18 protein-coding genes are annotated in these 22,613 nt (G+C 66.2%); 10 read left to right on the top strand and 8 right to left on the bottom strand.

Translation table 11 applies throughout. The features are described from left to right. Positions 1–43: 43 nt before the first annotated feature. Together CK489_RS00635 and CK489_RS00630 are read right to left on the bottom strand one after the other, a co-directional pair. The gene (locus tag CK489_RS00635) at positions 44–1,429 is read right to left on the bottom strand and encodes an ABC transporter substrate-binding protein (RefSeq protein WP_050626014.1); all 1,386 of its coding nucleotides are present in this window, start codon (positions 1,427–1,429) and stop codon (positions 44–46) included. A gap of 202 nt (positions 1,430–1,631) precedes the next feature. Beyond that, positions 1,632–3,596 (bottom strand): AsmA family protein, encoded by a 1,965-nt coding sequence (locus CK489_RS00630; protein ID WP_245350208.1) that lies wholly within the window; start codon positions 3,594–3,596, stop codon positions 1,632–1,634. Positions 3,597–3,840: 244 nt separating this feature from the next. Between CK489_RS00630 and CK489_RS00625 the strand changes: the two genes are divergently transcribed. From CK489_RS00625 to CK489_RS00600, 6 genes are all read left to right on the top strand, one after another. Beyond that, the gene (locus tag CK489_RS00625) at positions 3,841–4,548 is read left to right on the top strand and encodes a CoA transferase subunit A (RefSeq protein ID WP_076861290.1); all 708 of its coding nucleotides are present in this window, start codon (positions 3,841–3,843) and stop codon (positions 4,546–4,548) included. A 35-nt stretch (positions 4,549–4,583) separates the two neighbouring features. Further along, positions 4,584–5,234 (top strand): 3-oxoacid CoA-transferase subunit B, encoded by a 651-nt coding sequence (locus tag CK489_RS00620; RefSeq protein WP_021078521.1) that lies wholly within the window; start codon positions 4,584–4,586, stop codon positions 5,232–5,234. Between the two features lies 1 nt (position 5,235). After that, positions 5,236–5,880: a GNAT family N-acetyltransferase gene (locus tag CK489_RS00615; RefSeq protein ID WP_050626013.1), complete on the top strand. Its 645-nt coding sequence runs from the start codon at positions 5,236–5,238 to the stop codon at positions 5,878–5,880. A gap of 346 nt (positions 5,881–6,226) precedes the next feature. Beyond that, complete coding sequence (locus CK489_RS00610) at positions 6,227–7,246, top strand: GlxA family transcriptional regulator (protein WP_095730931.1); 1,020 nt, start codon at positions 6,227–6,229, stop codon at positions 7,244–7,246. Between the two features lie 99 nt (positions 7,247–7,345). Beyond that, positions 7,346–7,873 carry a tautomerase family protein gene (locus tag CK489_RS00605; RefSeq protein ID WP_095730930.1) on the top strand — a complete coding sequence of 176 codons (528 nt, stop codon included), beginning with the start codon at positions 7,346–7,348 and terminating at the stop codon, positions 7,871–7,873. 14 nt (positions 7,874–7,887) lie between these two features. After that, on the top strand, positions 7,888–8,871 hold the full coding sequence (locus CK489_RS00600; RefSeq protein ID WP_095731172.1) for a carbon-nitrogen hydrolase family protein: 984 nt from the start codon (positions 7,888–7,890) through the stop codon (positions 8,869–8,871). Between the two features lie 52 nt (positions 8,872–8,923). Here the strand turns inward: CK489_RS00600 and CK489_RS00595 are convergent, their stop codons facing one another. Then, positions 8,924–9,898, bottom strand: a complete 975-nt coding sequence (locus CK489_RS00595) for a threonine/serine dehydratase (protein WP_095730929.1) — start codon at positions 9,896–9,898, stop codon at positions 8,924–8,926. Positions 9,899–9,925: 27 nt separating this feature from the next. On the opposite strand from CK489_RS00595, the gene CK489_RS00590 reads away from it, so the two are divergent. Next, a complete protein-coding gene (locus tag CK489_RS00590) occupies positions 9,926–10,243 on the top strand; it encodes an ArsR/SmtB family transcription factor (protein WP_095730928.1) in 318 nt (105 codons plus the stop codon). A 249-nt stretch (positions 10,244–10,492) separates the two neighbouring features. Beyond that, the gene (locus CK489_RS00585) at positions 10,493–12,187 is read left to right on the top strand and encodes a vWA domain-containing protein (RefSeq protein ID WP_095730927.1); all 1,695 of its coding nucleotides are present in this window, start codon (positions 10,493–10,495) and stop codon (positions 12,185–12,187) included. A gap of 93 nt (positions 12,188–12,280) precedes the next feature. Here the strand turns inward: CK489_RS00585 and CK489_RS00580 are convergent, their stop codons facing one another. The 3 genes from CK489_RS00580 to CK489_RS00570 form a co-directional block, all read right to left on the bottom strand. After that, positions 12,281–13,648 carry an MFS transporter gene (locus tag CK489_RS00580; protein ID WP_198960793.1) on the bottom strand — a complete coding sequence of 456 codons (1,368 nt, stop codon included), beginning with the start codon at positions 13,646–13,648 and terminating at the stop codon, positions 12,281–12,283. 74 nt (positions 13,649–13,722) lie between these two features. Beyond that, positions 13,723–15,252, bottom strand: a complete 1,530-nt coding sequence (locus tag CK489_RS00575) for an aldehyde dehydrogenase (protein WP_095730925.1) — start codon at positions 15,250–15,252, stop codon at positions 13,723–13,725. After that, on the bottom strand, positions 15,249–15,902 hold the full coding sequence (locus tag CK489_RS00570; protein ID WP_095730924.1) for a GntR family transcriptional regulator: 654 nt from the start codon (positions 15,900–15,902) through the stop codon (positions 15,249–15,251). The genes CK489_RS00575 and CK489_RS00570 overlap by 4 nt, the downstream gene beginning before the upstream one ends. 142 nt (positions 15,903–16,044) lie before the next feature. Here CK489_RS00570 and CK489_RS00565 point away from each other — a divergent pair, with 142 nt between their 5' ends. Continuing rightward, positions 16,045–16,839 (top strand): alpha/beta fold hydrolase, encoded by a 795-nt coding sequence (locus CK489_RS00565; protein WP_095730923.1) that lies wholly within the window; start codon positions 16,045–16,047, stop codon positions 16,837–16,839. Between the two features lie 131 nt (positions 16,840–16,970). Then, complete coding sequence (locus tag CK489_RS00560; protein WP_095730922.1) at positions 16,971–17,456, top strand: Crp/Fnr family transcriptional regulator; 486 nt, start codon at positions 16,971–16,973, stop codon at positions 17,454–17,456. On the opposite strand, the gene CK489_RS00555 is transcribed toward CK489_RS00560, so the two are convergent. Together CK489_RS00555 and CK489_RS00550 are read right to left on the bottom strand one after the other, a co-directional pair. Next, positions 17,395–18,222, bottom strand: a complete 828-nt coding sequence (locus CK489_RS00555) for a metallophosphoesterase family protein (protein WP_095730921.1) — start codon at positions 18,220–18,222, stop codon at positions 17,395–17,397. The two genes, CK489_RS00560 and CK489_RS00555, sit on opposite strands and share 62 nt — an antisense overlap. A 153-nt stretch (positions 18,223–18,375) precedes the next feature. Next, positions 18,376–22,428 carry a PAS domain-containing protein gene (locus CK489_RS00550; RefSeq protein ID WP_095730920.1) on the bottom strand — a complete coding sequence of 1,351 codons (4,053 nt, stop codon included), beginning with the start codon at positions 22,426–22,428 and terminating at the stop codon, positions 18,376–18,378. Between the last annotated feature and the right edge of the window lie 185 nt (positions 22,429–22,613).

Below are 22,613 nucleotides of genomic sequence, written 5' to 3'. Positions count from 1 at the left end.
GACGACGCGGAGCAAGTATCAGCAGCGCTGGTCATCGCTTACATCACCCCGCGACCTGCTTGATGCGGGCGATCAGTTCGTCGACGGCCTTGTCCACCGGCACCTTCTCGCTGACCACGCGGTTCATGGCCTTGGCCCAGACGTTCTCGTTGTTCAGGATGGTGAACTTCCAGTTCTTGGTGAAGTCGAACGGCGTGGTGCCGCCGGTGAACTGATTCCAGACCGCCTTGCGATGCCGGTCGGCCTGCCAGAACGGGCTGGCCTGGCTGGCCTTGGTCACCGGGAACCAGCGGCCGAGCGCACCTTCGATATAGGGCCGGACGTTGTCTTCCTGCATCAGGAACGCGATGAACTGCTTGCCCTCGGCCTTGTTCTTGGCGTTGGCGAAGATCAGCCCGGTCTTGACGTCGGAGCGGTAGCGGATCGTCGAGCCGTCCGGCGCCTTCGGGAAGGACGCCGTGATGATGTCGTGCTCATAGGCCTGCTTGCCGGCGGCGCGCTGCGCGTCGGTCAGCGCCGGATTGGTGGAATCCTCGAACCACTTCGCCGCGATCGAGATCGTGAAATTGTGGGTCATCACGATCGTCTTGTTGTGGAAGGCGACGTTGTTGTCCGGATCCTTCCAGGTGGTGGAAGAGGGCGGCGTGCAGCCCTTGATGTAGGTGTCGGTGTAGTCCTTGAGCGCGTGGATCAGGCCGTCGCGCACCTTGGGATCGTCGACCAGGAGCTTGCCGTCGTCGTCGACCAGCTTGACGTGGTAGGCGTCCATGAAGGTGTAGAACGACTGGAAGGAGTCGGTGGATTCCACGCCCATCGGCTGGCCGACGCCATAGATGCGCTGGCCGGTCGCCTTGCGGATCGCCGGCTGCACCTTGTCGCACCAGAACGTCCAGTAGTCCTCCCACTTGGTCGGGATGTCGGCGGCCTTGAAGCCGGCCTTCTCCAGCATGTCGCCCCAGATCTGGACGTGCATGCTCTGCTGCTTCAGCGGGAAGCCGTAATAGGACTTCTTCTTGGTGACGTCGTTATAGAGCAGCGCCGCTTCCAGCGTGTTTGGCGCGAAGGCATCCTTCATCGGCAGCATGATGTCGGACAGATCCTCGAGCTTGCCCTCGAATGCCCACTTGCCCTGGGCCTGCACATCATAGGTGTCGGAATAGGCGACGTCGGGCACGGTGCCGGAATCGAGCGCGGCGACCGTCTTCGGAATCATGTCCTGGATCGCGTATTGCGACAGTTCGACCTTGATGCCGGTCTTGGCCTCGAATTTCTTGATGGTCTCGAGCAGCGCGTCGTCTTCGGATTTGTAAAACCCCTTGCCCCACCAGACGGTGATCGTCTTGCCCTGGGCCAGAGCGGGTGCAGTTGCGGCAAGCAGGCCGACCGCGGCGACCGCAATTGATAGTGCACCGATAACCTTGGATCTCACGTTGTTCTCCCTCTTGAGGCCGGCTTTTTAACCGGTTGGAGAAAACACTAGCGCATGCCCGTGACCCGATAAAGATGCCGGATCGACGACTTCTGTAGGGGTGTGCGGCGAGAGCGTGGATCAGTCCCGGTGCATCCATGCGGAAAGTGAATGGATCGATCAGTTCGACTTCGGTCAGGTCGACTTCTTCAATTCGACGTCGTCAGTTGGATTTGGCGTTCTCGGCCGCTGTCGCCGGTGCATTGCCGGGCGCGCCGGCGGCAGCATCGGGTGCGACCGCGGGGCGTGCCGCACCGCCAGTGAAGCGCTCGATCACCGAACGCACCGCATCGCGCGTCTTGCGATCCTTCACCGCATCGAGCAGCGGCGCGGATGCCGGCGAACGGCGGATCAGGCTTTCCGGATCGGGGAAGACCAGCGGATCGTCCCACGGGCCCTGGATCACGAAAGGCAGGTCGAACGCGTTGCCGCCGGCCGCCGCCGAGGTCAGGCTGGCGACGCCCTTGAGATCGTATTCGCGCGACGGCACCGAGGCGGTCCCGGTCAGCGTGATCTTCGCCGTGGGGCTCTCGACACGGATGTCGTCGGCGGTCGCGACACCGTCGGCGAATTTCACCGAGACGTTGAGATTGTCATAGGGCGTCGAGCCGGAGCGGAAATTGCCGCCGCCGGACAGCGGCCGCTTCTCCAGCCGCCTCAACAGCTGCTCGACATTGAAGCCCGCGATCGCGCCGTCATGCCCGTTCAGCGTGGCGGTGCCGTCCAGCGACGATGCCAGTCCGAACGGGCTCGAGCCGGAGGCGGTCAGCGAGACGTTGAGGTTGCCGCGGCCGGAGAGCTTGTTGATGCCGAACAGCTCGCTGGCGCAGGCCTGCAGATCGACATCGGTGAACTGGAATTGCGCCCGGACGTCGGCGACCGCATCCGAGCGCGCGATCGCAAACGACCCCTTGGCGATGCCGCCATACATCTGCGCCTCGCCGACGCTGAGCGCCAGCGCGCCGCCGCGCAGGTTGGCGCCGAACGCGGTGCGCCCGAGCTTGGACGGGCCGACCGTCACCTTGGCCGCCGACAGACGCATGTCGAGATCAGTCGACGACAGCGAGGAGAGGTCGAACAGCTGCCGGTTCCAGTCGCGCTGGCCGCTGGCCAGGAGCCGGAAGGTCGAGATGTAGGGCGTGAAATCGAGATTGCCGGCGGCAAGCGTCGCCTGCAGCGACTGCCGGCCGTTATTGGCGTAGGTCATCACGCCTTCGGCGACATTGCCGTCGAGCTCGACATTGACGTTGGTGAGCGCGACCGAGCCGCCGACCACATTGGCGCGGGCCTTCAGCGCGAAGCGGCCGAAGCCGCCACCGCCGCCGGGCGGCGCCTGGCCCATCCAGCGCAGCGCGTTGCGCAGCGACGGGGAGTCCATGGTGGCGGTGCCTTCCATCATCAGGCTGGTGCGGTTGGCGACGGTTCCGTCGAACGCAACCTTCAGCGGCGCGCTGGCCAGCCGTGCCTTGAGGCCGGAGCGGTCGCCCGACAGCAGCGCGACGAAATCGCTGGCGCTGATCGAGCCGTCGACGCGCTCGCCGCGCCAGTCGAACTGGCCGGTTGCGGCAAAGGAACGCGAGATCGACGGCCAGGCCAGCGACAGGTCGATATCGCCGAGCTTTTCGGAGATGCGGTTGATGCCGTCCTCGTAATTCAGCTCGCCGTCCTGGATCCGGATTTCGGAGAACGACACCTGGTTCTCGGCGCCCGGCGTCATCGCCTTGGCGATGGTCTCGACGAACGGGGTCCAGTTGCTCTCGCCGGCGCCGTCGCGGACCACATGGATATGCGGACGGAGCATCATGACGTCGGCAATCTCGAACCGCCGCAGCAGCAGCGGCAGCAGGCGCAGATTGGCGGTCAGCACGTCGACCTGCAGGGCCGGGTCGGTGGTATCGGCGCCCTTCAGCCCGACATTATGAAAGGAGACGTAGCTGCCCGGAAACACCGAAACATCGATCGGCCCGTTGACGACGAGCTCGAGCCCGGTCACGGCGCGAATCTGCGCTTCCACCGCGCGCTGCAGCGCGTCCCGGTTGAGGAACCACGACGTTCCGACCAGCCCGGCGAGCGCCAGGCCGAAAAGCGCCGCGATCGGCATCCCCAGGCGCTTAATTCCTTGGGCCATCGTCAATGACATATCCGGGTCGGGTTGAGTTTTGTCGGGTCGTCGTCGAACACAGCGGGCTCTCGCCGGAGGCCCCTGCCAACCCACGCAACTTGAAGGGTTTTCTTGACGCTTTCAAGGCCATGTTGCCGCCGCAGGCCGCCGCCCGTCGCCGCACGGGGCCGTGATTGACGCATTGCGAAGATTTCGCCTAATAATCCGCTTTGCCACAGCCGTTCCGCGCCCTCCATCAGGTATTTGCTGCATGAACAAAGTTTATCCCGACGCCAAATCGGCACTCGATGGTCTCCTCAAGGACGGCATCATGATCATGTCCGGCGGCTTCGGCCTCTGCGGCATCGCCGAGACCCTGTCGGACGCGATCCGCGATTCCGGCGTCAAGGGCCTGACGGTCGTGTCCAACAACGCCGGTGTTGACGGCATCGGCCTGAGCCGGCTCCTGGAGACGCGCCAGATCAAGAAGATGATCTCGTCCTATGTCGGCGAGAACAAGCTGTTCGCCCAGCAATATCTCGCCGGCGAGCTCGAGCTCGAGTTCAACCCGCAGGGCACGCTGGCCGAGCGTATCCGCGCCGGCGGCGCCGGCATCCCGGCCTTCTACACCAAGACCGGTGTCGGCACGCTGATCGCCGAAGGCAAGGAAGTGAAGGAATTCGACGGCGAGAAGTACATCATGGAGCGTGGTCTGTTCGCCGACGTCGCCATCGTGCACGCCTGGAAGGGCGACACCGCCGGCAACCTGGTCTACCGCAAGACCGCGCGCAACTTTAACCCGATGATGGCGACCGCCGCGAAGGTCACCGTCGCCGAGGTCGAGCATCTGGTGCCGGCCGGCGAGATCGACCCGGACCACATCCACACCCCCGGCATCTTCGTCAAGCGCATCATCGAGGTCGGCACGGCCAAGAAGCGGATCGAGTTCCGCAACACCCGTCCGCGGCCCGCCGCTTAACGCGCAACCCATAAGTAATTCCTCAGGAGAGCCTCATGGCCTGGACCCGTGAACAGATGGCCGCCCGCGCCGCCAAGGAGCTGCGCGACGGCTATTACGTCAATCTCGGCATCGGCATTCCGACGCTGGTCTCGAACTACATCCCCGACGGCGTGGACGTGAATCTGCAGAGCGAAAACGGCATGCTCGGCATGGGCCCGTTCCCCTATGAGGACGAGGTCGACGCCGACCTCATCAACGCCGGCAAGCAGACCGTGAGCGAGCTGCCCTCGACCAGCTATTTCTCCTCGGCCGAGTCCTTCGGCATGGTGCGCGGCGGCCATATCGACCTGTCGATCCTCGGTGCCATGCAGGTGGCGCAGAACGGCGACCTCGCCAACTGGATGATCCCCGGCAAGATGGTCAAGGGCATGGGCGGCGCCATGGACCTCGTCGCCGGTGTCAAGCGCGTCGTCGTCGTGATGGAGCATTCCGCCAAGGACGGCCCCAAGCTGCTCAAGCAGTGCAACCTGCCGCTGACCGGCGAGCGCGTGGTCGACATGGTGGTGACGGATCTGGCGGTGTTCACCATCGACAAGCACGGCAAGGACGGCATGGCGCTGATCGAGCTCGCCGACGGCGTCACGCTCGACGAGGTCAAGGCCAAGACCGAGGCGGAATTCCGCGTCGCGCTGAAGAACACCTGAGATGGACGGCGCGGGACGATCTTCGATCCGTCCCGCACGATCCGACGACGCCAGCTTCATCGCCCGTATCGTGCTGGCCGCGCAACGCGGCCCACTGCCGCGCGGCTGGTGCGACATTGCGCTCGACCGGCCGGAGGGCGAGTGCCTGGCGTTCATGACGCGGCTCGCCGTGGCGCGGGTGCGGTCATGGTACCACGTCGCCCATTTCCTGATCGCCGAGGTCGATAGTGTCCCGGCGGCCGCACTGTGCGCGATGCCGGCATCCGGAACGGTCGTTGCGGCCCGCGCGGCGATTGAGGAGGTGGCGGCACAGCTCGGCATGGATGCCGATACCATCGTGGCGCGCGGCGGCTACGCCCGCAATTGCTGGGTGCAAGGCGGTGAGGGCGACTGGCTGATCGAGCATGTCGCCCGGCAAGCATCGCAGCACGGCCGCGGCCTGGTGCAGGCCCTGATCGGCCGCGCGCTCGCCGACGGCAAGGCCGCAGGTTTTGCGCGGGCATCGATCTCGTTCCTGATCGGCAACGACGCCGCCGAACGCTGCTACACCAGGGCCGGCTTCGCCTTCGTCGAAGAGAAGCGCGATCCGGCATTCGAGGCCCTGACCGGCGCACCGGGCTTTCGCAGATTTGCGCGCGCGATTTGAGGGGGGCACAGCGCCCACAAACACCGCTGTCGTCCCTGCGAAAGTAGGGACCCATACTCCGCGGCTTGTGTAGTGGGAGGAACGCGTCGTCCCGGCATCGCGCAACAATGACCATCGGTGGTTATGGGTCCCTGCTTTCGCAGGGATGACGATGGGGATGATTCTCGATTCAAGACGTCAAATCCTCGGTGTCATCACCCGCGAAAGCGGGTGATCCAGTATTCCAGAGACGTTTGAGTTCAATCGGAGAAGCCGCGGCATACCGGAGCGACAGTTTTGATGTGGCTTGCCCGCCCACGCAAGCGATGACAGGATTGCCCCATCCTGGGCAAGATCGGACACGGCCATGCCACTCATCCGGATTTGGGTCTATGACGGCATCCTGGCTTCGGGCGTTGCCGGCATCGTCGACGTGTTCACCGCCGCCAATTCGGTCGTGGCGAGCCGGCCGAGGCGCGGCGACGGCAAGCCGTCGCAGCTGCGCTGGCGCGTCGAGTCGCTGAGTGGCCGGCCGATCCAGACCGCCTCTGGTCAAATCATCAGCGTCGACGGCCAGATCAGCGCGCGATCTTCGGCGGATGCGGTGGTGGTTCCCGGGCCGTTCGTCGGCGACATCGAGCGCTTCTTCGAGCGGCTCGATACGGTCGAGCCATTGCTGACGGCACTACGCCGCCAGCATGAGCGCGGCGCCCTGCTCGCATCCTATTGCACCGGCAGCTTCATCCTCGCCGAAGCCGGTCTGCTCGACGGCCGCGTCGCGACCACCCATTGGGCGAAGGGCCGGACTTTTGCGATGCGCTATCCGGACGTCGATCTGCGCGTCGCCGAGATCCTCACCGAGCAGAGCCGGATCATCTGCTCGGGCGCGGTGACCACGTCGCTCAATCTTGCGCTGCGGCTGGTCGAGACGTTCGCCGGCATCGACGTGGCGACCGAAACTGGCAAGCTGATGCTGATCGACGGCAATCGCGTTTCACAAGCGTCCTATGCCAGCCGCACGCGCGACGTGCAGCATTCCGATGCGCTGGTGGCGCGGGCGCAAAGCTTGATGGAAAAGTCGCTGCAACGGGGCTTCAGCCTCGCGAGGCTGGCCCGCGACCTTTCGGTCAGCGAGCGCACCCTGAACCGACGCTTCAAGCTGGCGGTCGGCGAGGCGCCGCTGCAATATCTGCAGGCGCTGCGCGTTGACGTGGCCAAGCGCCTGATCGAATCCAGGCGGCTGAAGCTCGACGCGGTCAGCGCGCGCGTCGGCTACACCGATCTGTCGACCTTTCGCCGCCTGTTCAAGCGCGAGACGGGGCTTTCGCCACGCGAGTACCAGCGCCGCTTTGCGCGTGTTGCCGCACGGGTTACGCCGGCTACCTGACCCTGTGTCCGAATCTGCCCTGAAAATGGCGATACTGCCACTGCTGCGGGAGATGCCCGGCGCATAGACCCCGTGTTGACAACAACAGGAGGTCTCTCAATGCCGATGATCGACGTCACAATTCCCGAAGGAGCCCTGAAGCCGGACGCGGAAGCGCGGCTGATCAAGGAGCTCGGCGATATCCTGATCGGTCACGAGGGCTTCGACCCGGCCAACAAGGTTGCGCAAAGCGTCACCGTCGTGTTCCTGCATCGGCCGGCCGCAGTTTATGTAGCAGGAGCGCCGTCGCCGTCGCCGCGGTATCGCATCGTCCCGACGGTGCCCGAGGGGCAGTACACCGAAGCGTCGCGCGCGGCTCTCGTGAAGGACGTGACGGCCGCAGTGGTGCGCGCCGCCGGCGGCTCGTTCGAGGATGTGGCGCCGCAGGTCTGGGTGTTTCCAACCGAGATACCCGACGGCCAATGGGGCAGCCGCGGTGTCATTCGTCCGCTGCCGGACATCCAGGCCTTCATCGCCGGCGAGCACGAGCGCGAGGTCGGCGTGCAGCGTCTTGCGCGGCGGCGGCGTGTCAAGGCGCTGGAGCTGCTTGCGGGCGCGCTGGATGCGGCCCGCAAGGGCGTCGAGTGACGCGGCGGCCGGCGATGACAATCGATACGCATTTCAGGCTCGCGGCGATCCAGGCCGCTGCGGTGCCGTTCGATCGCGAGGCTTCGGTGGAGAAGGCCTGTCGCCTGATCCGCGAGGCCGGCGCCATGGGGGCAACGATCGCCGCGTTCGGCGAGACCTGGTTGCCGGGCTATCCGTTCTTTTGTCACGCACCGACCGGGCCGCTGACCTTTCGCGCCATGGCGGAATATCTCGACAGTGCCGTCGAGATTCCGTCGCCTGCGACTGATCGGCTCTGCGATGCCGCAGAGAGCGCAGGTATCGATGTCGTGATCGGCGTTGCAGAACGCGACGCCGTCACCAAGGGTACGGTCTATTGCACGCTGCTGTTCATCGGCCGCGAGGGGCGGATTCTCGGCCGCCATCGCAAGCTCAAGCCGACCTTCAACGAGCGCTCGGTGTGGGCCGACGGCGACGCGGTCGGCCTGCGCGTGCATCAGCGGCCGTACGGCAGGATCAGCGGGCTCAATTGCTGGGAGCACAACACCATGTTGCCCGGCTATGCGCTTGCCGCGCAGGGAACGCAAATCCACGTCGCCGCGTGGCCGGGACGAGAGCCAGCGGTGGCGCCACCGTCGCCGACGCCGCTTTGGCCCCGCCAGCTCCTGCTGTCACGCGCGTTCGCCTCCCAGGCAGGCTGCTACGTCATCGCCGTCGGCGGCATGCGGTCGCACGAGGCGACGCCCGAACGCTATCGCGAACTGTCGACGATCGAGTACACCGGCGACAGCGTGATCATCGATCCGCGCGGCGAGATCATCGCCGGGCCGGCACAGGGCGAGACCATCCTGATCGCCGACGGATCGCGGGAAATTGTACTCGCCGCCAAGGCTCTGTGCGATATCGGCGGCCACTACTCGCGGCCGGACCTGCTGCGGCTGCTCGTCGACCGCGATCCGCAGGATCGTGTCATCGATTGCGGCCTTGCCGGGCGTGTTCGTCCGGATATGTGGGAGTGAGGCTCCTCGATCGATCCACTCGACGCTCGGTCCCGGAATGACATCGGAAAGATCAGCGCGCGTGGCCAAAATCCACCGCGGCGGTGTTGCCGCCGCTGATCACGACGGCGATGCGTTCGCCGGCCTCAGGCTTGTAGGCACCCGACAGCAGCGCTGAGAAGGCTGCGGCGCCGCCCGGCTCGGCGACGATGCGCAGCGTGCGCCACAGCGTCTCCTGTGCCGAGGCAATCGCGTCGTCGGACACCAGCACCGTGCTGCGCACATATTTTTCCGCAATCGGATAGACGTGGTCGCCGACCCGGCGCGGCGCCAGCGAATCCGCCGCAATGCCGCCGGCCTCGGAATCGACCGGATGGCCGGCCGCAAGCGCGCGGGTTAGCGTCGGTGCCGCCGCCGGCTCGACGCCGACTACCTTGATGCGGCCGGCGAACCAGGCGGCGATGCCGGCGATCAGGCCGCCGCCGCCGACCGCAACCAGCACGGTGTCGATGTCGGGCGTTTGTTGTTCGAGCTCGAGGCCGAGCGTCGCTTGGCCCATGATGGTTTCGCGCTGGTCGAAGGCCGGCACCGGCATTGCGCCGCTTTGCCGCGCCCAGATCTCGCTGGCGGCGAGCGCGTCGGCATAACGGTCGCCCTCGATGACGAGGTCGGCGCCGTAATCGCGGATGCGCTGCACCTTGGCCGGCGACGATACGCTCGGCACGTAGATGCGCGCCGGCTTGCCGAGCTTCATCGCGGCGTAGGCGGTGGCCGCGCCATGATTGCCGCCCGATGCCGCAACGACGCCGGCCGCCGGCACCTCGCGGGTCAGCAGATTGGCGAAGGCGCCGCGGGTCTTGAATGCGCCGGCATGCTGCAACAGCTCGAGCTTGAGCGTCAGCGCATTGGCGGTGAGGCCGAATTCGGTGCCATCGATCGCGACCACCGGTGTCCGCCTGATGTGCGGCCGGATCAACGCCGCGCATCGTTCGATGTCTTGCGATGTGATCCCGGTCACGGTGTCCTCCTCGGTACAGCGGATTGACATTACTTAGCCATTTAGCTAATTAGCAATATGCCTACTTCACCTGATGATGTCGAGTCCACCCTGCGTGCGCTGGCGAGCGATCGCAGGCTGTTGATCCTGGAGTGGCTGAAACGTCCGAAAGCGCATTTCCGGCCGCAGGTCGATGGGGATCTCGTCAAGGACGGCGTCTGTGCAGTGCTGATCGCCGAGAAGCTCGGGGTCAGCCAGCCGACGGTGAGCGAGCATCTGAAGATCCTGGCGCAGGCCGGCCTCGTGACCACCAAGCGCGTCAAGCAGTGGACATTCTACAAGCGTGACGAGGCGCAAATTGCGCGGGTGAAGACCGCGATTATCGAGAAAGTCTAGGCCGGTACGGGCGCGAGAGCGTTTCGGTTGTCGCGCCGTGGGCGCTGACCAATGCACGGCAGCGTGCAAAGGAGCGTCATCCGTGATGGCGCTCACATCTGCGGTCATGGCCGCATCTCGCAAAACAATCTAATTGTCATCCGCGTGTCGCGTCAGTCCAAACGCTTGTCGCGATAGTCCAAGTGTCAGGACGCCGGCCGTCGTAGTCGTCTCCGCCCTCCGATTGTCTCCATTATCGAGGATCGATCCGTGATTAAGGTTTTTCGCCGCTCGTTCGTTGCCGGTCTGCTGTCGCTTGGCCTGGCGTTGCTGTCACCTCACGGCGCCAGGGCGCAGGCGCAGGGGACCGACACCATTCTCGTGCTCGATGCCTCCGGCTCGATGTGGGGCCTGGTCGACGGGCAGAGCAAGATCTCGGCTGCGCGCCAGGCGGTCGATGCGATCCTGTCGAAATGGAATCCGGCCGATCGTCTCGGCGTCATGGTCTATGGTCATCGTTCGAAGGGCGACTGCAAGGACATCGAGCTGATGGTGCCGGTCAGCAAGTTCGATCCGGCGAGGATCAAGGCCGCGATCGACGGCATCAACCCCAAAGGCAAGACGCCGATCTCGGATTCACTGCGTGCCGCGGCCGAGGCGCTGCACTCGACCGAGAACAAGGCCAATGTGATCCTGGTTTCCGACGGCATCGAGACCTGCGCGCCGGATCCGTGCGCGGCGGCGGCCGAACTGAAGAAGGCCGGCATCGGCTTCACCGCCCATGTGATCGGCCTCGATGTCGCCGATCCCGCGGCGAAGAGCCAGCTGCAATGCATCGCGCGGGCGACCGGCGGCGTCTATCTCGATGCCGGCAACGCCGCGAGCCTGACCGGCGCGCTGACCAAGGCGGTGGCGGCGACGCAAGGCGCCAAGGTCGCGAGCGAAGCGCCGCCGAAGCCGGCGGCCGCCGATCCCTATCTCGGCAAGAACCTCCGCGGCGTGGCGCGGCTCGCCGAAGGGCTCGATCCGATCAGCGACGAGGACGTCAACTGGGGCATCTACAAGCGTGCCGGCGACGAGAAGGGCGAGCACGTCAACACCTTCTACGGTGCGCCGTTCGCCGACAACATCGCGCCCGGCGACTACATCGTGGAGGTGAGCTACCGGCAGCTCAAGCGTGAGTTTCCGCTCAAGGTCGAAAAGGGCAAGCCGGCTGTGCTCGACGTCATCCTCGATGCCGGCTACGTCACCAGCGAAGGCGCCGTTGCCGGCGGTGCGGGCAAGGTCGACGACGTGGTCTGGCAGGTCGCCGACAAGGGCGGCAAGGTGGTTGCGCAGGAATACGACGCGGTGCCGCGCTTCGTGCTCGCCGCGGGCAGCTATACGCTGACGCTGACCAAGGGGCAGTCGAAGACCAGCAAGCCGTTCACGGTCGCCGCCGGCGATTCCAGCAACGTGCAGCTGACGATCGACGTCGGCAAGCTGATCGTCACCACCACCTATGCGGAGGGCGGGCCCAAGGTCGAGAAGGACCTCGTGGTCGCGGTCCACCAGCCTGCGAAACCCGATGGCGACGATGGCGACAAGGTCGCGCAGGAATACGATCCCGAATCGAAGTTCGATCTGCCCGGCGGCAGCTACGAGGTGAAGGTGACGGTCGGCGAGGCCAGGGGCACCGCGAGCACGGAAGTGAAGTCCGGCGCGCCGACCCGCGTTACGGTCAATCTCAATGCCGGAGTGGTCGGGATCAAGACCGACGGCGCCCAGCAGGTCGACATCTACAGCGCCGAGCGCGATCTCAACGACGAGCGCAAGCACGTCGCGGTCAACTACGATGCGACCTACAACGTCGCGCTCAACGCCGGCGACTACGTCGCGGTCGCCACCTATGCCGACGGCCAGAAGGCCGAGAAGCCGTTCTCGATCGCAGCCGGCAAGCGCCAGACGGTGGAGATCAAGCAGTAGGGGCGGATTACGTGGCGTCGTCGCCCAAGTCTCGGTCGCGCATTCCGGCGCGCGCTGGAATGCGTGACGAGCAGCCGGTGGGACTGTGGCGGCTCACGACGCTTCTTGCGGGACCGCGGACGGCGCCTCCTCGCCCTTGAGCTCCTCGAGGCTGCGGTGCCGTGGCTCGATGCCGAGCGCCCAGACCGTGATGATCTGCACGATGAGCAGCCCGATCATCAGGGCCATCACGCCGGCGACACCGCGCGCTTCGAACAGCATCACGACCAGGAACGGCGTCACGATGGTGGCGCCGCGGCCGAGCGTGTTGACGATGCCGGACGCCCGCAGCCGCACCTCGGTCGGGAACAGTTCGGGGATGTAGATGCCGAACAAGAGCGCGACCAGGACATAGATCGGTACCGTCAGCGCGAAGCCTGTGGCCGGCAGCAACAACGGATCCGAGATCATCGGGTAGATGGCGCCGAGGATGATCGAGATCAGCGATGCGCCGATGATCGTGGGCTTGCGGCCCCAGCGGTCGGCGGTCAGGGCGCCGATCGCCGATCCGATCGGCGCGCCGAGCGCCATCAGCAACGAGTAGCCGAACGAGGTCGCGATCGAGAGGCCCTGCTTGATGAAGAACACCGGCAGCCAGGTCACGAAGCCGTAGAGCAGCGTATTGATGGTGATCAGGCAGACAGCGCCGACGATCATGCGTGACAGCAGCGGCGCGGTGAACAGCGTCGCAAGATCGGGTGATACCGGCACCGGCGTTGCCGCCGCGGGAGCAGGCAATGGTCGGCCCTGAGCCGCTTCCTTTTCGATCGCCTGCATCAGCGCCTCGGCCTCGGCGGTGCGTCCCACCGCCTCCAGCCAGCGCGGCGATTCCGGCAGCGATTTGCGCAGGTACCAGACGATCAGGGCGCCGACGCCGCCGAGCACGAACATCGCGCGCCAGCCGAACTGTGGGACGACGACGGAGGCGACCAAAAGCGCGATGGGCAGCCCGGTCACGACGCAGACGGCGGTGAAGCCGAGCCACTTGCCGCGGCTTCGGGCCGGCACGAACTCGGTCATGGTGGAGTAGCCGACGACGTTCTCGGCGCCGAGACCGACCCCCATCACGAAGCGGCAGGCGATCAGGAAAGCCATGTTCGGCGCAAACGCCGCCGCCAGGGAAGCGATGCCGAAAAGCAGCAGATTGAACTGATAGGTGAAGCGCCGGCCGTAGCGGTCGCCGAGAAACCCGGTGCCGAAGGAGCCGAGCATCATGCCGACGAAGGTTGCCGAGATGAACGCCGCGTTCTGGGCAAGCGTCGAGAACCCGGTCTTCAGCGTCACGCCGAGCACGGTGCCGGCGATATAGATGTCGAAACCGTCGAAGAACATCCCGATCCCGATCAGGATCATGATGCGGCGGTGGAATGGTCCGATCGGCAGCCGATCGAGACGGCTCCCCGCATTGACCGATGTCGACATATACGCTCTCCCCTTGACTGTTTCCTCGCGCTGCGGCCCGCCATCTCCGGGCGGTTTGCCGCTCCTGACTGTAGTTAGTTCAACCGGCGCTGGCTGGCCGTGTCGCGGTACCAGTCGAACGGCTGTTCGTGGGTCGCCACCATCACGCTCTTGGTGTTGAAATGGTCGTCGAAGCTTTCGGTACCGCACTCGCGGCCGATGCCGGAATCGTCGACGCCGCCCCAGGGCGAGGCCGGATCGAGCCGGTGGTGGTCGTTGATCCAGACGATGCCCGCCTTGACCGCGGCGGCGACGCGATGGGCGCGCGCGACGTCGCGGGTGCGAATGGCGGCGGCGAGGCCGAAGGGCGAGTCGTTGGCGAGCCGCAGCGCGTCGGCCTCGTCCTTGAACGGCGTGACCGAGGTGAAGGGACCGAATACCTCCTCCTGGAAAATCCGCATGTCGGACCTGACGTCGGCGAACACCGTCGGCTCGACGAAATAGCCGTTGTCGTGACCCGCTACCCTCGCGGCCACGCCGCCAGTGAGGAGCCGCGCACCGTCTTCATGGCCATAGCGCGCGTAGGTCAGCACGCGGTCGCGCTGACGCGCCGAGATCACGGGCCCAAGCTGGGTGTTCGGATCGAAGGGATCGCCGATCCGGATGCTGCGGGTCTTGGCTTGCAGCTTTTCGACGAACTCGTCGTAGATCGAGGCCTGCACAATGTGGCGCGACGCGCAGACGCAGGTCTGTCCAGCGCCGATGAAGGCGCCGAAGGCGGCATAGTTGACGGCGCGGTCGACGTCGAAATCGTCGAAGATCATCACCGGCGTCTTGCCTCCGAGCTCCATGGTCTGGTGCGCGAACACCTTTGCCGCGGCGCTGCCCGCGATGCGGCCCGCCTCGGTGCCGCCGGTCAGCACGAGCTTGTTGATGTCGCTGTGCTCGGCCAGCATCCTGCCCGCGCTCTGGCCGAGCCCGAGCACGATGTTGAACACGCCGGGGGGAAGGCCAGCCTCGCTGAATATCTGGGCGAGCTTCAGCGTCGTCAGCGGCGTGTATTCCGACGGCTTGACCACGGTGACGCAGCCGGTTGCCAGTACCACGGCAAGCGACTTGCACAGGATCATCAGCGGGTGATTGAACGGCGTGCAGTTGGCGACGATTCCGATCGGCGTGCGCAGCGTGTAGTTCAGATAGGCGCCTTCGACCGGGATCACGGAATCGCGGCGAGATAGCGCAAGCCCGGCGAAATAGCGGAAGAAATCCGGCAGCCGCGACAACTGCGCGCGGGTCTCGTTGACGGGGCGGCCATTGTTCAACGTCTCCAGCCGGTACAGGGTGTCAAGATTGGCCTCGAACGCGTCAGCGAGCCTGTTGACGAGCCTCGCGCGCGACCTGGTATCCATCCCGCCCCACGCCTTGCCTTCGAACGCCGCGCGCGCGCTCTTCATCGCGCGGTCGATATCCGCTGCGGTCGAATTCGGGATCCGGGCGATGACGTCGCCGGTCGCGGGATTGCGAACGTCAAGCATCTCGCCATTGCCGGCCTCGACCTCGCGTCCGTCGATGAAGTTGCCGTGAATCTCGACGTCGATCGTCGCGGGCTTCGACGAAATGTTCATGATGACCTCTCTTCGACGATGACGGCATTGCGCTTGAGTGCCGGCAGCACGCGCTTTTCGGTCGCCGCGATGTGAGCCTTGATGATGCGGGCTGCGGTGCGCCCCTCGCGCTGCTGCATGGCGTCGATCAGGGCGACGTGTTCGGCCACGAGCTTCGCCGGATCGTGGCCTTTCAGGTTGGAGACGCTGACCCGCACCAGCCGGTCAGCCTGGCCGATCAGGTCGCAGAGGGTCGCCGCCATGCGGCGGTTGCCCGATGCGTGCGCGAGCGCGGAATGGAAGCCGCGATTGTAGGCGATGAAGTCCTCATGGCTGCCGGAGAAGCGGCGGAATTGATCGAGCGATTTCAGGATGCTGTCGGGCGCGCTCTCGATCGCTTCGGCGACGCAGGCCGGCTCGAGCGCAAGGCGAAAGCGCAGCAGGTCGCGTGCGTCGGACAGCGAGATCGGGTTGACCCGGTAGCCCTGGCGCGGCTGCACCGTGACGAGATGCTCGCGTTCGAGCCGCAGCAGAGCATCCCGCACCGGTTGGCGGCTGACCGCGTAGCGCTCCGCCAGATCCTGCTCCCGTATTTCATCTCCCGGTGCAAGCTCACAAGATAAAATATCAGAACGCAGGTTTTCGTAGATATTTTCGCGTAGAAGGATCATATGGCTCGGTACTCCTGCTATTAAACTGCATGCCGTGAAATATCACGTCAAGGCCAAAATCCTTGAAATCCGTGTGATTTGATTTATCAATCGTCGCGCAGGGGCGCTTCCGAGCCCCGGCGCGATCTGAAAGAGACCGGCAATGGACAGGCTTTTCGCCAACCGCACAGTCAACGCAGCCCAAATCGGCGAGGGGCCGCCGCTGCTGCTGTTTCACTCGCTGCTGTCGGATCGCGCCAGCTTCGATGCGATCGTGCCGGAGCTTGCCAGGTCGTTTCGGACCATCGTGCCGGAACTGCCGGGGTTCGGCCGGTCGATCGCGGTCGAGGGCGGCCTTGCCGCCGTTGCCGACCGGATGGCGGAAGTGGTGCGTGATGCGACTGAGGGCGTCCCGGCCATTGTGCTCGGCAATGGTTATGGCGGATTCGTCGCGCTGCAGATGGCGATCCGTCACCCGACGATCGCGAGCAAGCTGATCCTTGCCGACACCGGCGCGGCGTTCTCCGAGCCGGGCCGCGAGGCGTTTCGCAACATGGCGAGGATCTCGCGCGAGAAGGGGCTTGCCGCGATCACCGACGTCGCGATGCGCCGGCTGTTCGCACCGGATTTCCAGGCGCAGCACCCGGCGCTGATGCGGGATCGCCGCGACGCCTTCCTGCGCACCGATCTCGACGTGTTCTGCGCGGCCTGCGACGCGCTGGCGGGCCTCGATCTTCGTGCCGGACTGCGCGGCATGACCGTCCCCACGCGTGTCGTGGTTGGCGAATATGACGAGGCGACGCCGCCGGAGATGTCGTACGAACTGGCGGCCGGGCTGCCGCGGGTCGAGCTCAGGATCATCCCCGGCTGTGCGCACGTCCCGCAACTGCAATCGCCACGACTGTTTCTCGATACGATCGGCGATTTCCTCGCGCTCAAGTACAATGTGCCCGCCTGAGCGGCGCGCAAACGGCTGGATCGCGTCGCGGCCGGTCCCTCGTCTGCCGACAATTTGGGCAGTCCGCCCAGCTAATCCGGTTCATCTCGACGGCATCTCTGCCTAGTCTGGCTGACACGGAGGCGCACAGCATGCGAGCGATCCTTGATCACTGCACGGGCGGGGCCAGGCGCAGCCTGCCGGCCGGCACGGATTTCGTCGAGGAGGGCGGCAAGACCGGTCATCTGTTCGTGCTGCTCGAGGGCAAGGTCGAGGTCATGAAGGGCGACAGCCTGGTCGCAGTGATCGACGAGCCCGGTGCCGTGTTCGGCGAGATGAGCGTGCTGCTCGACCGGCCGCACAGCGCGAAGGTGCGCACGGCGTCCGACTGCGTGCTGTATGAATTCGACGATGCGGCGTCGTTCCTGCGTGAGCAGCCGGCGGTGGCGCTGTTGATCGCGCAACTCCTGGCGCAGCGGCTGCACGTCGCGACGACCTATCTGGCCGACCTGATGCACCAATATGCCGACCACGGCACCCATCTGGCGATGGTCGGCGAGGTGCTGCAGAGCATGATCAACCTGCCGCCGATGCAGGTCGCGCCAGGCTCGGATCGGCAATCCGATCCAAGGATATGAGCCAGTCCGGCGCTTCGCGCACCGGCGCCGCCGGCCGCGACAACGGCGCCCTGAGATCGACGATCTGCGCATCGCCGGCGGCGAGCCAGAAGGCTTTCTCCTGTGCGAGATCGAGCACGATGTAGACCGGCGGCCGGCCGGGCTGCAGGCCGGTGTTGAACACCCAGGTGGTGCCGATCCGGTCGAACCACGAACCGCTTTGAATGAACGGTGATTGATGGACGTGGCCCGAGATCACCATCGCCGGATGGTGGCGCTCGATCCAGTGCTTGAGCTCGACGTCGCCGAAGAAGCGCTTGCCGCCCCAGCTGATCGGGGAATCCGCCGGCGGGGCGTGATGGACCCAGACCCAGCGTCCGTGCGGCATCGCCGCCGCCGCGCGCAGCTGATCGTCGATCCGCGCCTTGACCATCGGGCCGTCCCACCACGGGCACACCGTGAACAGCGTGTCGCCGACGGTCAGATTGTCGCCGTCACAGGCAATGCCGAACTCCCTGATGCCGGCGACCCAGCGCGCGATCTTTTCACCCTCGGCGCTGCGCTCGTCTAGATCATGATTGCCCGAGCAGAAGATCACGCGCGTAAGGCTGGCGAGCCGCGCGAGATATTTGGTCACCACCACGATCTGGGCCCGGAAATCCACCGCCGAGCCGAGGTTGAGCGCATCGCCGGCGAAGATCACGAGATCGAATTGCGGCGCGGCCGCCAGCAGCCAGTCGAACTGCGGCAATGAGTAGTGCAAATCGGCGACGACCAGACAGCGCATCCGCCAGATCCAAATGCCCGCAAAGCGGGCGCTCTACACGGCAATGAATTATTCAAACAATCTGAATCGCAGCAAGATCCATGCCGCGCTGCGCGGAACAGGCGCGACAGATTTTCGCAGTCGCGCTCCCGCGGGAGAGGGGCGGATCGTTGCTCACGCCCTTGCGGCGGCGTGGGCGAAGGTCACCTCGATCAACGTGCCGGTGCGGCCGCCGGTCTTGATCTGGAATTTGGCGCGGTTGGCTTCGACCAGTGCCTTGGTCAGCGACAGGCTGACGCCGCCGGAGCCGGCCTGGTCGGACGGGGTCGGCGCACGGAACGGCTCCAGCGCGGCGGCGACCTCGTTGTCGTTGAGGCTCTGGCCGGTGTCGCGCACCCGCAGCATCACCTCGCCGAAATCCGACAGCGCGGTCGAGACGATCACCTGGCCGCCGGCATTGGCGAGGTGGATCGAGTTGCCGATTAGGTTCAGCGTGATCTGGCGCAGCGCGCGGGCGTCGGCGACCACAGGCGGCAGCGTGTGCGCGAGCGAGGTGCGGATGATGATGCGTTCGCGGTTGGCCTGCGGCTGCATCACCGCGACGCAGCTCTCGACCATCTCGTTGAGGTTCTGGCTGGTGAAGGCGAGGTCGAGCTTGCCGGTCTCGATCCGCGACAGGTCGAGCAGGTCGTTGACGATGGCGATCACCCGCTCGCCGGAGGCGCGGATGTCCTTCATGTATTCGACATAGCGCTCGTTGCCGAGCGTGCCGAAGCGCTCGCCGATCATCACCTCGGCGAAGCCGATGATGGCGTTGAGCGGCGTGCGCAGCTCGTGGCTGATCCGTGCCAGCATGTCGGACTTGGCATTGGCCGCGCGTTCCGCGAGCCGCCGGGCCTCGCGCAATTCGCCCTCGCTCTTTTTGGTTTGCGAGAGATCGCGGAATACGGCGAAGAAGTTCGGTCCGTCGGCGCGGGTACGGCCCATCGTCACCGAGAGCGGGATGATACCGCCCTGGCGGACGCGGCCGAGCGTCTCGCGGCCATGGTCGAGCAGGCTGGCGACGCCGGCCGATTTCACGCCGGTGAGATAGTCGAAGATGCCGTGCTGGCTCTCCGGTGCGAACAGATCGGCGAGATTGCGCGTGACGAACTCGTCGCCGTCATAGCCGAACAGCGCCTCGGCGCTGCGGTTGCAGGAATGGATGTTGCCCTCGGCATCGAACATGATGATGCCTTCGGCCGCAGTGTCGAGGATGGCGCCGAGCTCTTCGGCGTCGGCGTGGCCGGCCTGCGGCAGCGGTGGCGCGAGCATGGGCTCTGCGGCTGCTGCCGCCGGCTCCGGATCGGACAGCGCAGCCGCGACCGCGGCGTCCTCGTCGAGCGTGCGCGAGAAGATCAGCGCCAGCGCGGAATCGTCGTCCCAGCTGATGGTGTGCAGCCGCGCCTCCGCGGACAGCTGCTCTGCCCGGCCGTTCTGGTTGGCGGAGATCGTCACCGGCGTGCCGGTGCCGGAGCTGCTGCTCGCCTGAGAGACGCCGGGCTCGACATAGAGCGCATCCAGTCCACCGGCGGCTTCCAGCGCGTGCAGGCTGTCATAGCCCATCCGCGCGAGGAAGGCGTGGTTGGCATAGAGCAGGCGGTCGAGCCGGTAGATCAGGATGCCGACCGGCAGCAGATCGAGCAGCGCGCGGTCGCGCCGTGAATCTGCGCGCGGCGCAGGCTCGGCGGCGGCGAGCCAGCCGGCCTTCGGTACGGCGGCGGGCGTCTCCAGTTGCGCGGCCGGCGCGTGCTGCGATGGGGTCTCCGCAGGTTGCGGCGGCTCGCTTGCGGGCGGCACTTCGGCAACCGGCTCGGCGGTGGCGCCCGCGTTCGTCGTCGCAGTGAGGCCGGCCTCGCTCTCGAGCCGGGCCGACAATTGGCGCGCCAGCTCGTTGAAGGCGTTGTTCTCGACCGGCGTCAGCGACGGCGGCCTGGTGTCGCCGGCGGGGCGGAACGGCACCACATTCGGTGGCGGGTCGTGACGCACTTCGTGCGTTTCCTCGTGCGTTTCCACGGCGTGATCCGGATCGGCTTGGTGTGAAGTCTCTGCTGCTACGGGTTCGGTCAATTCCTCGGGTGGTGCACTCGCGGTCGGGTCGGGCGGCGGCTCCGCGTGCGGCGGAGGATTTTCATGCGGCGCCGCCGCAGGGGCGGGCGGCGCATCGATACGCGGCAGAGGCGGAACGCCGGCCGACAGCGATCGCGGCGCGATCGAGCCGCTGAAGAACTCATAGCGGCGCAATGCGGCGAGTCGCGCAAGGCCGTCGAGGTCGCGACACACACCAAAGCCGCGATAGCCGGCGAAATTCCGGTTCCTGTCGAACACCGGCAGGCCGGACAATTCGACCGGCAGCCGGCCGCCGCCGTCGACCGGCCAGTTCAGCGTGATGCCGCTCCAGGTGTCGTGGCTGGCGAACGCCCGCATGACACGGCCCTCGGGATCGAGGCCGAAACTCTCGGCGATGTCGCTCCACAGCCGGCCGAAGCCGGCGGCGGTGTGCAGGCCGATCAGGCGGGTGAATTCATCGGAGCCGAGCGAGAAGCGCGTCTCATGGTCCATCTGCCACATGAAGCGCAGCGGATGCCGCCGCACCGGCAGCGGCTCGTCGAGCCAGGATGGCGGCGGCACCGGCGCCAATGTCGCGGGCTCCGGCTCGGCGGGAGGCCTGTCCGCAATCGCATAGGGCGAGGGCGCGGGATCGGCCGGCGGCGCCGGTGATTCCGAAGCGGGCGCGTGTGCGGTCGCTTCGATACCGGGCGCGGGCTCAGGTACGTGCGCTTCGACTTCTGCCTCGGCGGGTGCCTCGATCACCGCTTCCGACAGCGGCTCCTCGACCGCGGCGGTTTCGTCGGGCGTGGTGTCGAGAGGCGTGGTCTCGACCGGTGCTGGCGCGTCGTGCGCGCGTTCCGTCAACGCGAGAGGCGGAGCAGGGTGCGCAGGCGCTTCGACCTCTGCCTCGGCAGGAACGTCGATCAGCGCTTCCGATATGGGCTCCTCGACCGCGGCAGTTTCGTCGGGCGTGGTGTCGAGAGGCGTGGTCTCGACCGGTGCCGGCGCGTCGTGCGCGCGTTCCGTCAACGCGAGAGGCGGAGCAGGGTGCGCAGGCGCTTCGACCTCAGTCGCAGCAGGAGCGTCGATCAGCGCTTCCGATATGGGCTCCTCGACCGCGGCAGTCTCGTCAGGCGTGGTGTCGAATGCGGCGGTCTCGATGGGCGCTGCGTGCGTCTCTTCCGACGCTGGAGATGGAGCAACGTCTGCAGGCTCTGATCCAGTCGTGCCGACGACCGACTCGATCGCGGCCGGCTCTTCCGGCTGCGGATCCAGCGCATCGAACAGCGTGAAGGTGGCCGGCACTTCGCTGACCGGCGCGGGAGCTGCTTCATGCGCTGTTGGTTGCTCGACGGGGGCAGGCGCCGGCGGCGGCGCCACGGCTGCAGCCTCTTGTGGCTTCGCTGCTGCAGATTCCGGTGCTTCGGGCGCCGCAGGCGCAATCGGTTCAGGCACGATCGGCGCCGCTGGCTTGGCGGCGAGATGCGGCGCCGGCTTGATCAGTGCAATCAGCGCGCGATCGGCGCCGCGGCCGATCCGTTGCAGCACGATGCGGCCGACTGCAACGCTCGCGGCCGCGCGGCCCTGCGCCAGCGCCTCGCCGCGCGCGGCATCGAGGCCGGCTTCGGTGAGATCGTGCAGACCGGGCAGCGAACGCGCCGCCTCATTGGCTGCGATCAACAGCCCATCGCCGTTGAAGGCCGCGGCGGGACGCGGCAAGCCCTGCACCAACCGCTGCAGGCGCTCGGCGAGCGGCATGCTGCGGCCACTGGCATTGAGCGCCGTCATCAGGATGCCGTGGCTGCCGTCCGGGAGGTCGATGCGCGTGCAGCCGCAGGTCGCGAGCATGCCGGGCGCGGCGCCGAAGCCGCGCAGCCGCTCGAGCCGCACTGCGCCGCTCACGGCGAGGTTGTAGCCGAGCCGCGCAACCTGGCGGCGATGCGGATCGGCCGGGCCGAAAGCGCGCTTCGCCAGTTCGGCGCCGTTGGCGGCACCGAATACCTGCGCTCCGGCCGGATTGGCCCACAGAATCCGTGCGCCGTCGGCCGCCCACAGCCATGCCGGCAGCGCGCCGGTCGCATGGTCCGCCAGCCTCACATCGCCCAGTGCCTGGATCTGGAATTCCGCGTCACTCATCACGCAAGATTTGACCGCATAGGTTTGGCTTTTTCCTCGCATCGCCGAAGCGCCGGCAGCCGCAGGACGACAGCCTTAACAGAAGGTTAGTATCGCAAGCGGGGGGCGGCAGGTCCATGTCCGCCGCGAACCTGCCCCCGCCAAAGCCGGGATAACGTTAACCTGGCTGAACGATCCACAGCTGA

Source organism: Bradyrhizobium sp. UFLA03-84 (genome assembly GCF_002289535.1).
In the GTDB taxonomy this organism is placed as follows: domain Bacteria; phylum Pseudomonadota; class Alphaproteobacteria; order Rhizobiales; family Xanthobacteraceae; genus Bradyrhizobium; species Bradyrhizobium viridifuturi.
The sequence above is the reverse complement of the archived record's forward strand: the minus strand, read 5'-3'. Positions and strand labels throughout refer to the sequence as shown.

What these genes read in the sequence shown, in the direction of transcription:
- CK489_RS00630 (WP_245350208.1), bottom strand. Translation starts at nt 3,596, where the DNA reads ATGGCCCAAGGAATTAAGCGCCTGGGGATGCCGATCGCGGCGCTTTTC.
- CK489_RS00625 (WP_076861290.1), top strand. Translation starts at nt 3,841, where the DNA reads ATGAACAAAGTTTATCCCGACGCCAAATCGGCACTCGATGGTCTCCTC.
- CK489_RS00620 (WP_021078521.1), top strand. Translation starts at nt 4,584, where the DNA reads ATGGCCTGGACCCGTGAACAGATGGCCGCCCGCGCCGCCAAGGAGCTG.
- CK489_RS00615 (WP_050626013.1), top strand. Translation starts at nt 5,236, where the DNA reads ATGGACGGCGCGGGACGATCTTCGATCCGTCCCGCACGATCCGACGAC.
- CK489_RS00610 (WP_095730931.1), top strand. Translation starts at nt 6,227, where the DNA reads ATGCCACTCATCCGGATTTGGGTCTATGACGGCATCCTGGCTTCGGGC.
- CK489_RS00605 (WP_095730930.1), top strand. Translation starts at nt 7,346, where the DNA reads ATGCCGATGATCGACGTCACAATTCCCGAAGGAGCCCTGAAGCCGGAC.
- CK489_RS00600 (WP_095731172.1), top strand. Translation starts at nt 7,888, where the DNA reads ATGACAATCGATACGCATTTCAGGCTCGCGGCGATCCAGGCCGCTGCG.
- CK489_RS00595 (WP_095730929.1), bottom strand. Translation starts at nt 9,898, where the DNA reads ATGTCAATCCGCTGTACCGAGGAGGACACCGTGACCGGGATCACATCG.
- CK489_RS00590 (WP_095730928.1), top strand. Translation starts at nt 9,926, where the DNA reads ATGCCTACTTCACCTGATGATGTCGAGTCCACCCTGCGTGCGCTGGCG.
- CK489_RS00580 (WP_198960793.1), bottom strand. Translation starts at nt 13,648, where the DNA reads ATGTCGACATCGGTCAATGCGGGGAGCCGTCTCGATCGGCTGCCGATC.
- CK489_RS00575 (WP_095730925.1), bottom strand. Translation starts at nt 15,252, where the DNA reads ATGAACATTTCGTCGAAGCCCGCGACGATCGACGTCGAGATTCACGGC.
- CK489_RS00570 (WP_095730924.1), bottom strand. Translation starts at nt 15,902, where the DNA reads ATGATCCTTCTACGCGAAAATATCTACGAAAACCTGCGTTCTGATATT.
- CK489_RS00565 (WP_095730923.1), top strand. Translation starts at nt 16,045, where the DNA reads ATGGACAGGCTTTTCGCCAACCGCACAGTCAACGCAGCCCAAATCGGC.
- CK489_RS00560 (WP_095730922.1), top strand. Translation starts at nt 16,971, where the DNA reads ATGCGAGCGATCCTTGATCACTGCACGGGCGGGGCCAGGCGCAGCCTG.
- CK489_RS00555 (WP_095730921.1), bottom strand. Translation starts at nt 18,222, where the DNA reads ATGCGCTGTCTGGTCGTCGCCGATTTGCACTACTCATTGCCGCAGTTC.
- CK489_RS00550 (WP_095730920.1), bottom strand. Translation starts at nt 22,428, where the DNA reads ATGAGTGACGCGGAATTCCAGATCCAGGCACTGGGCGATGTGAGGCTG.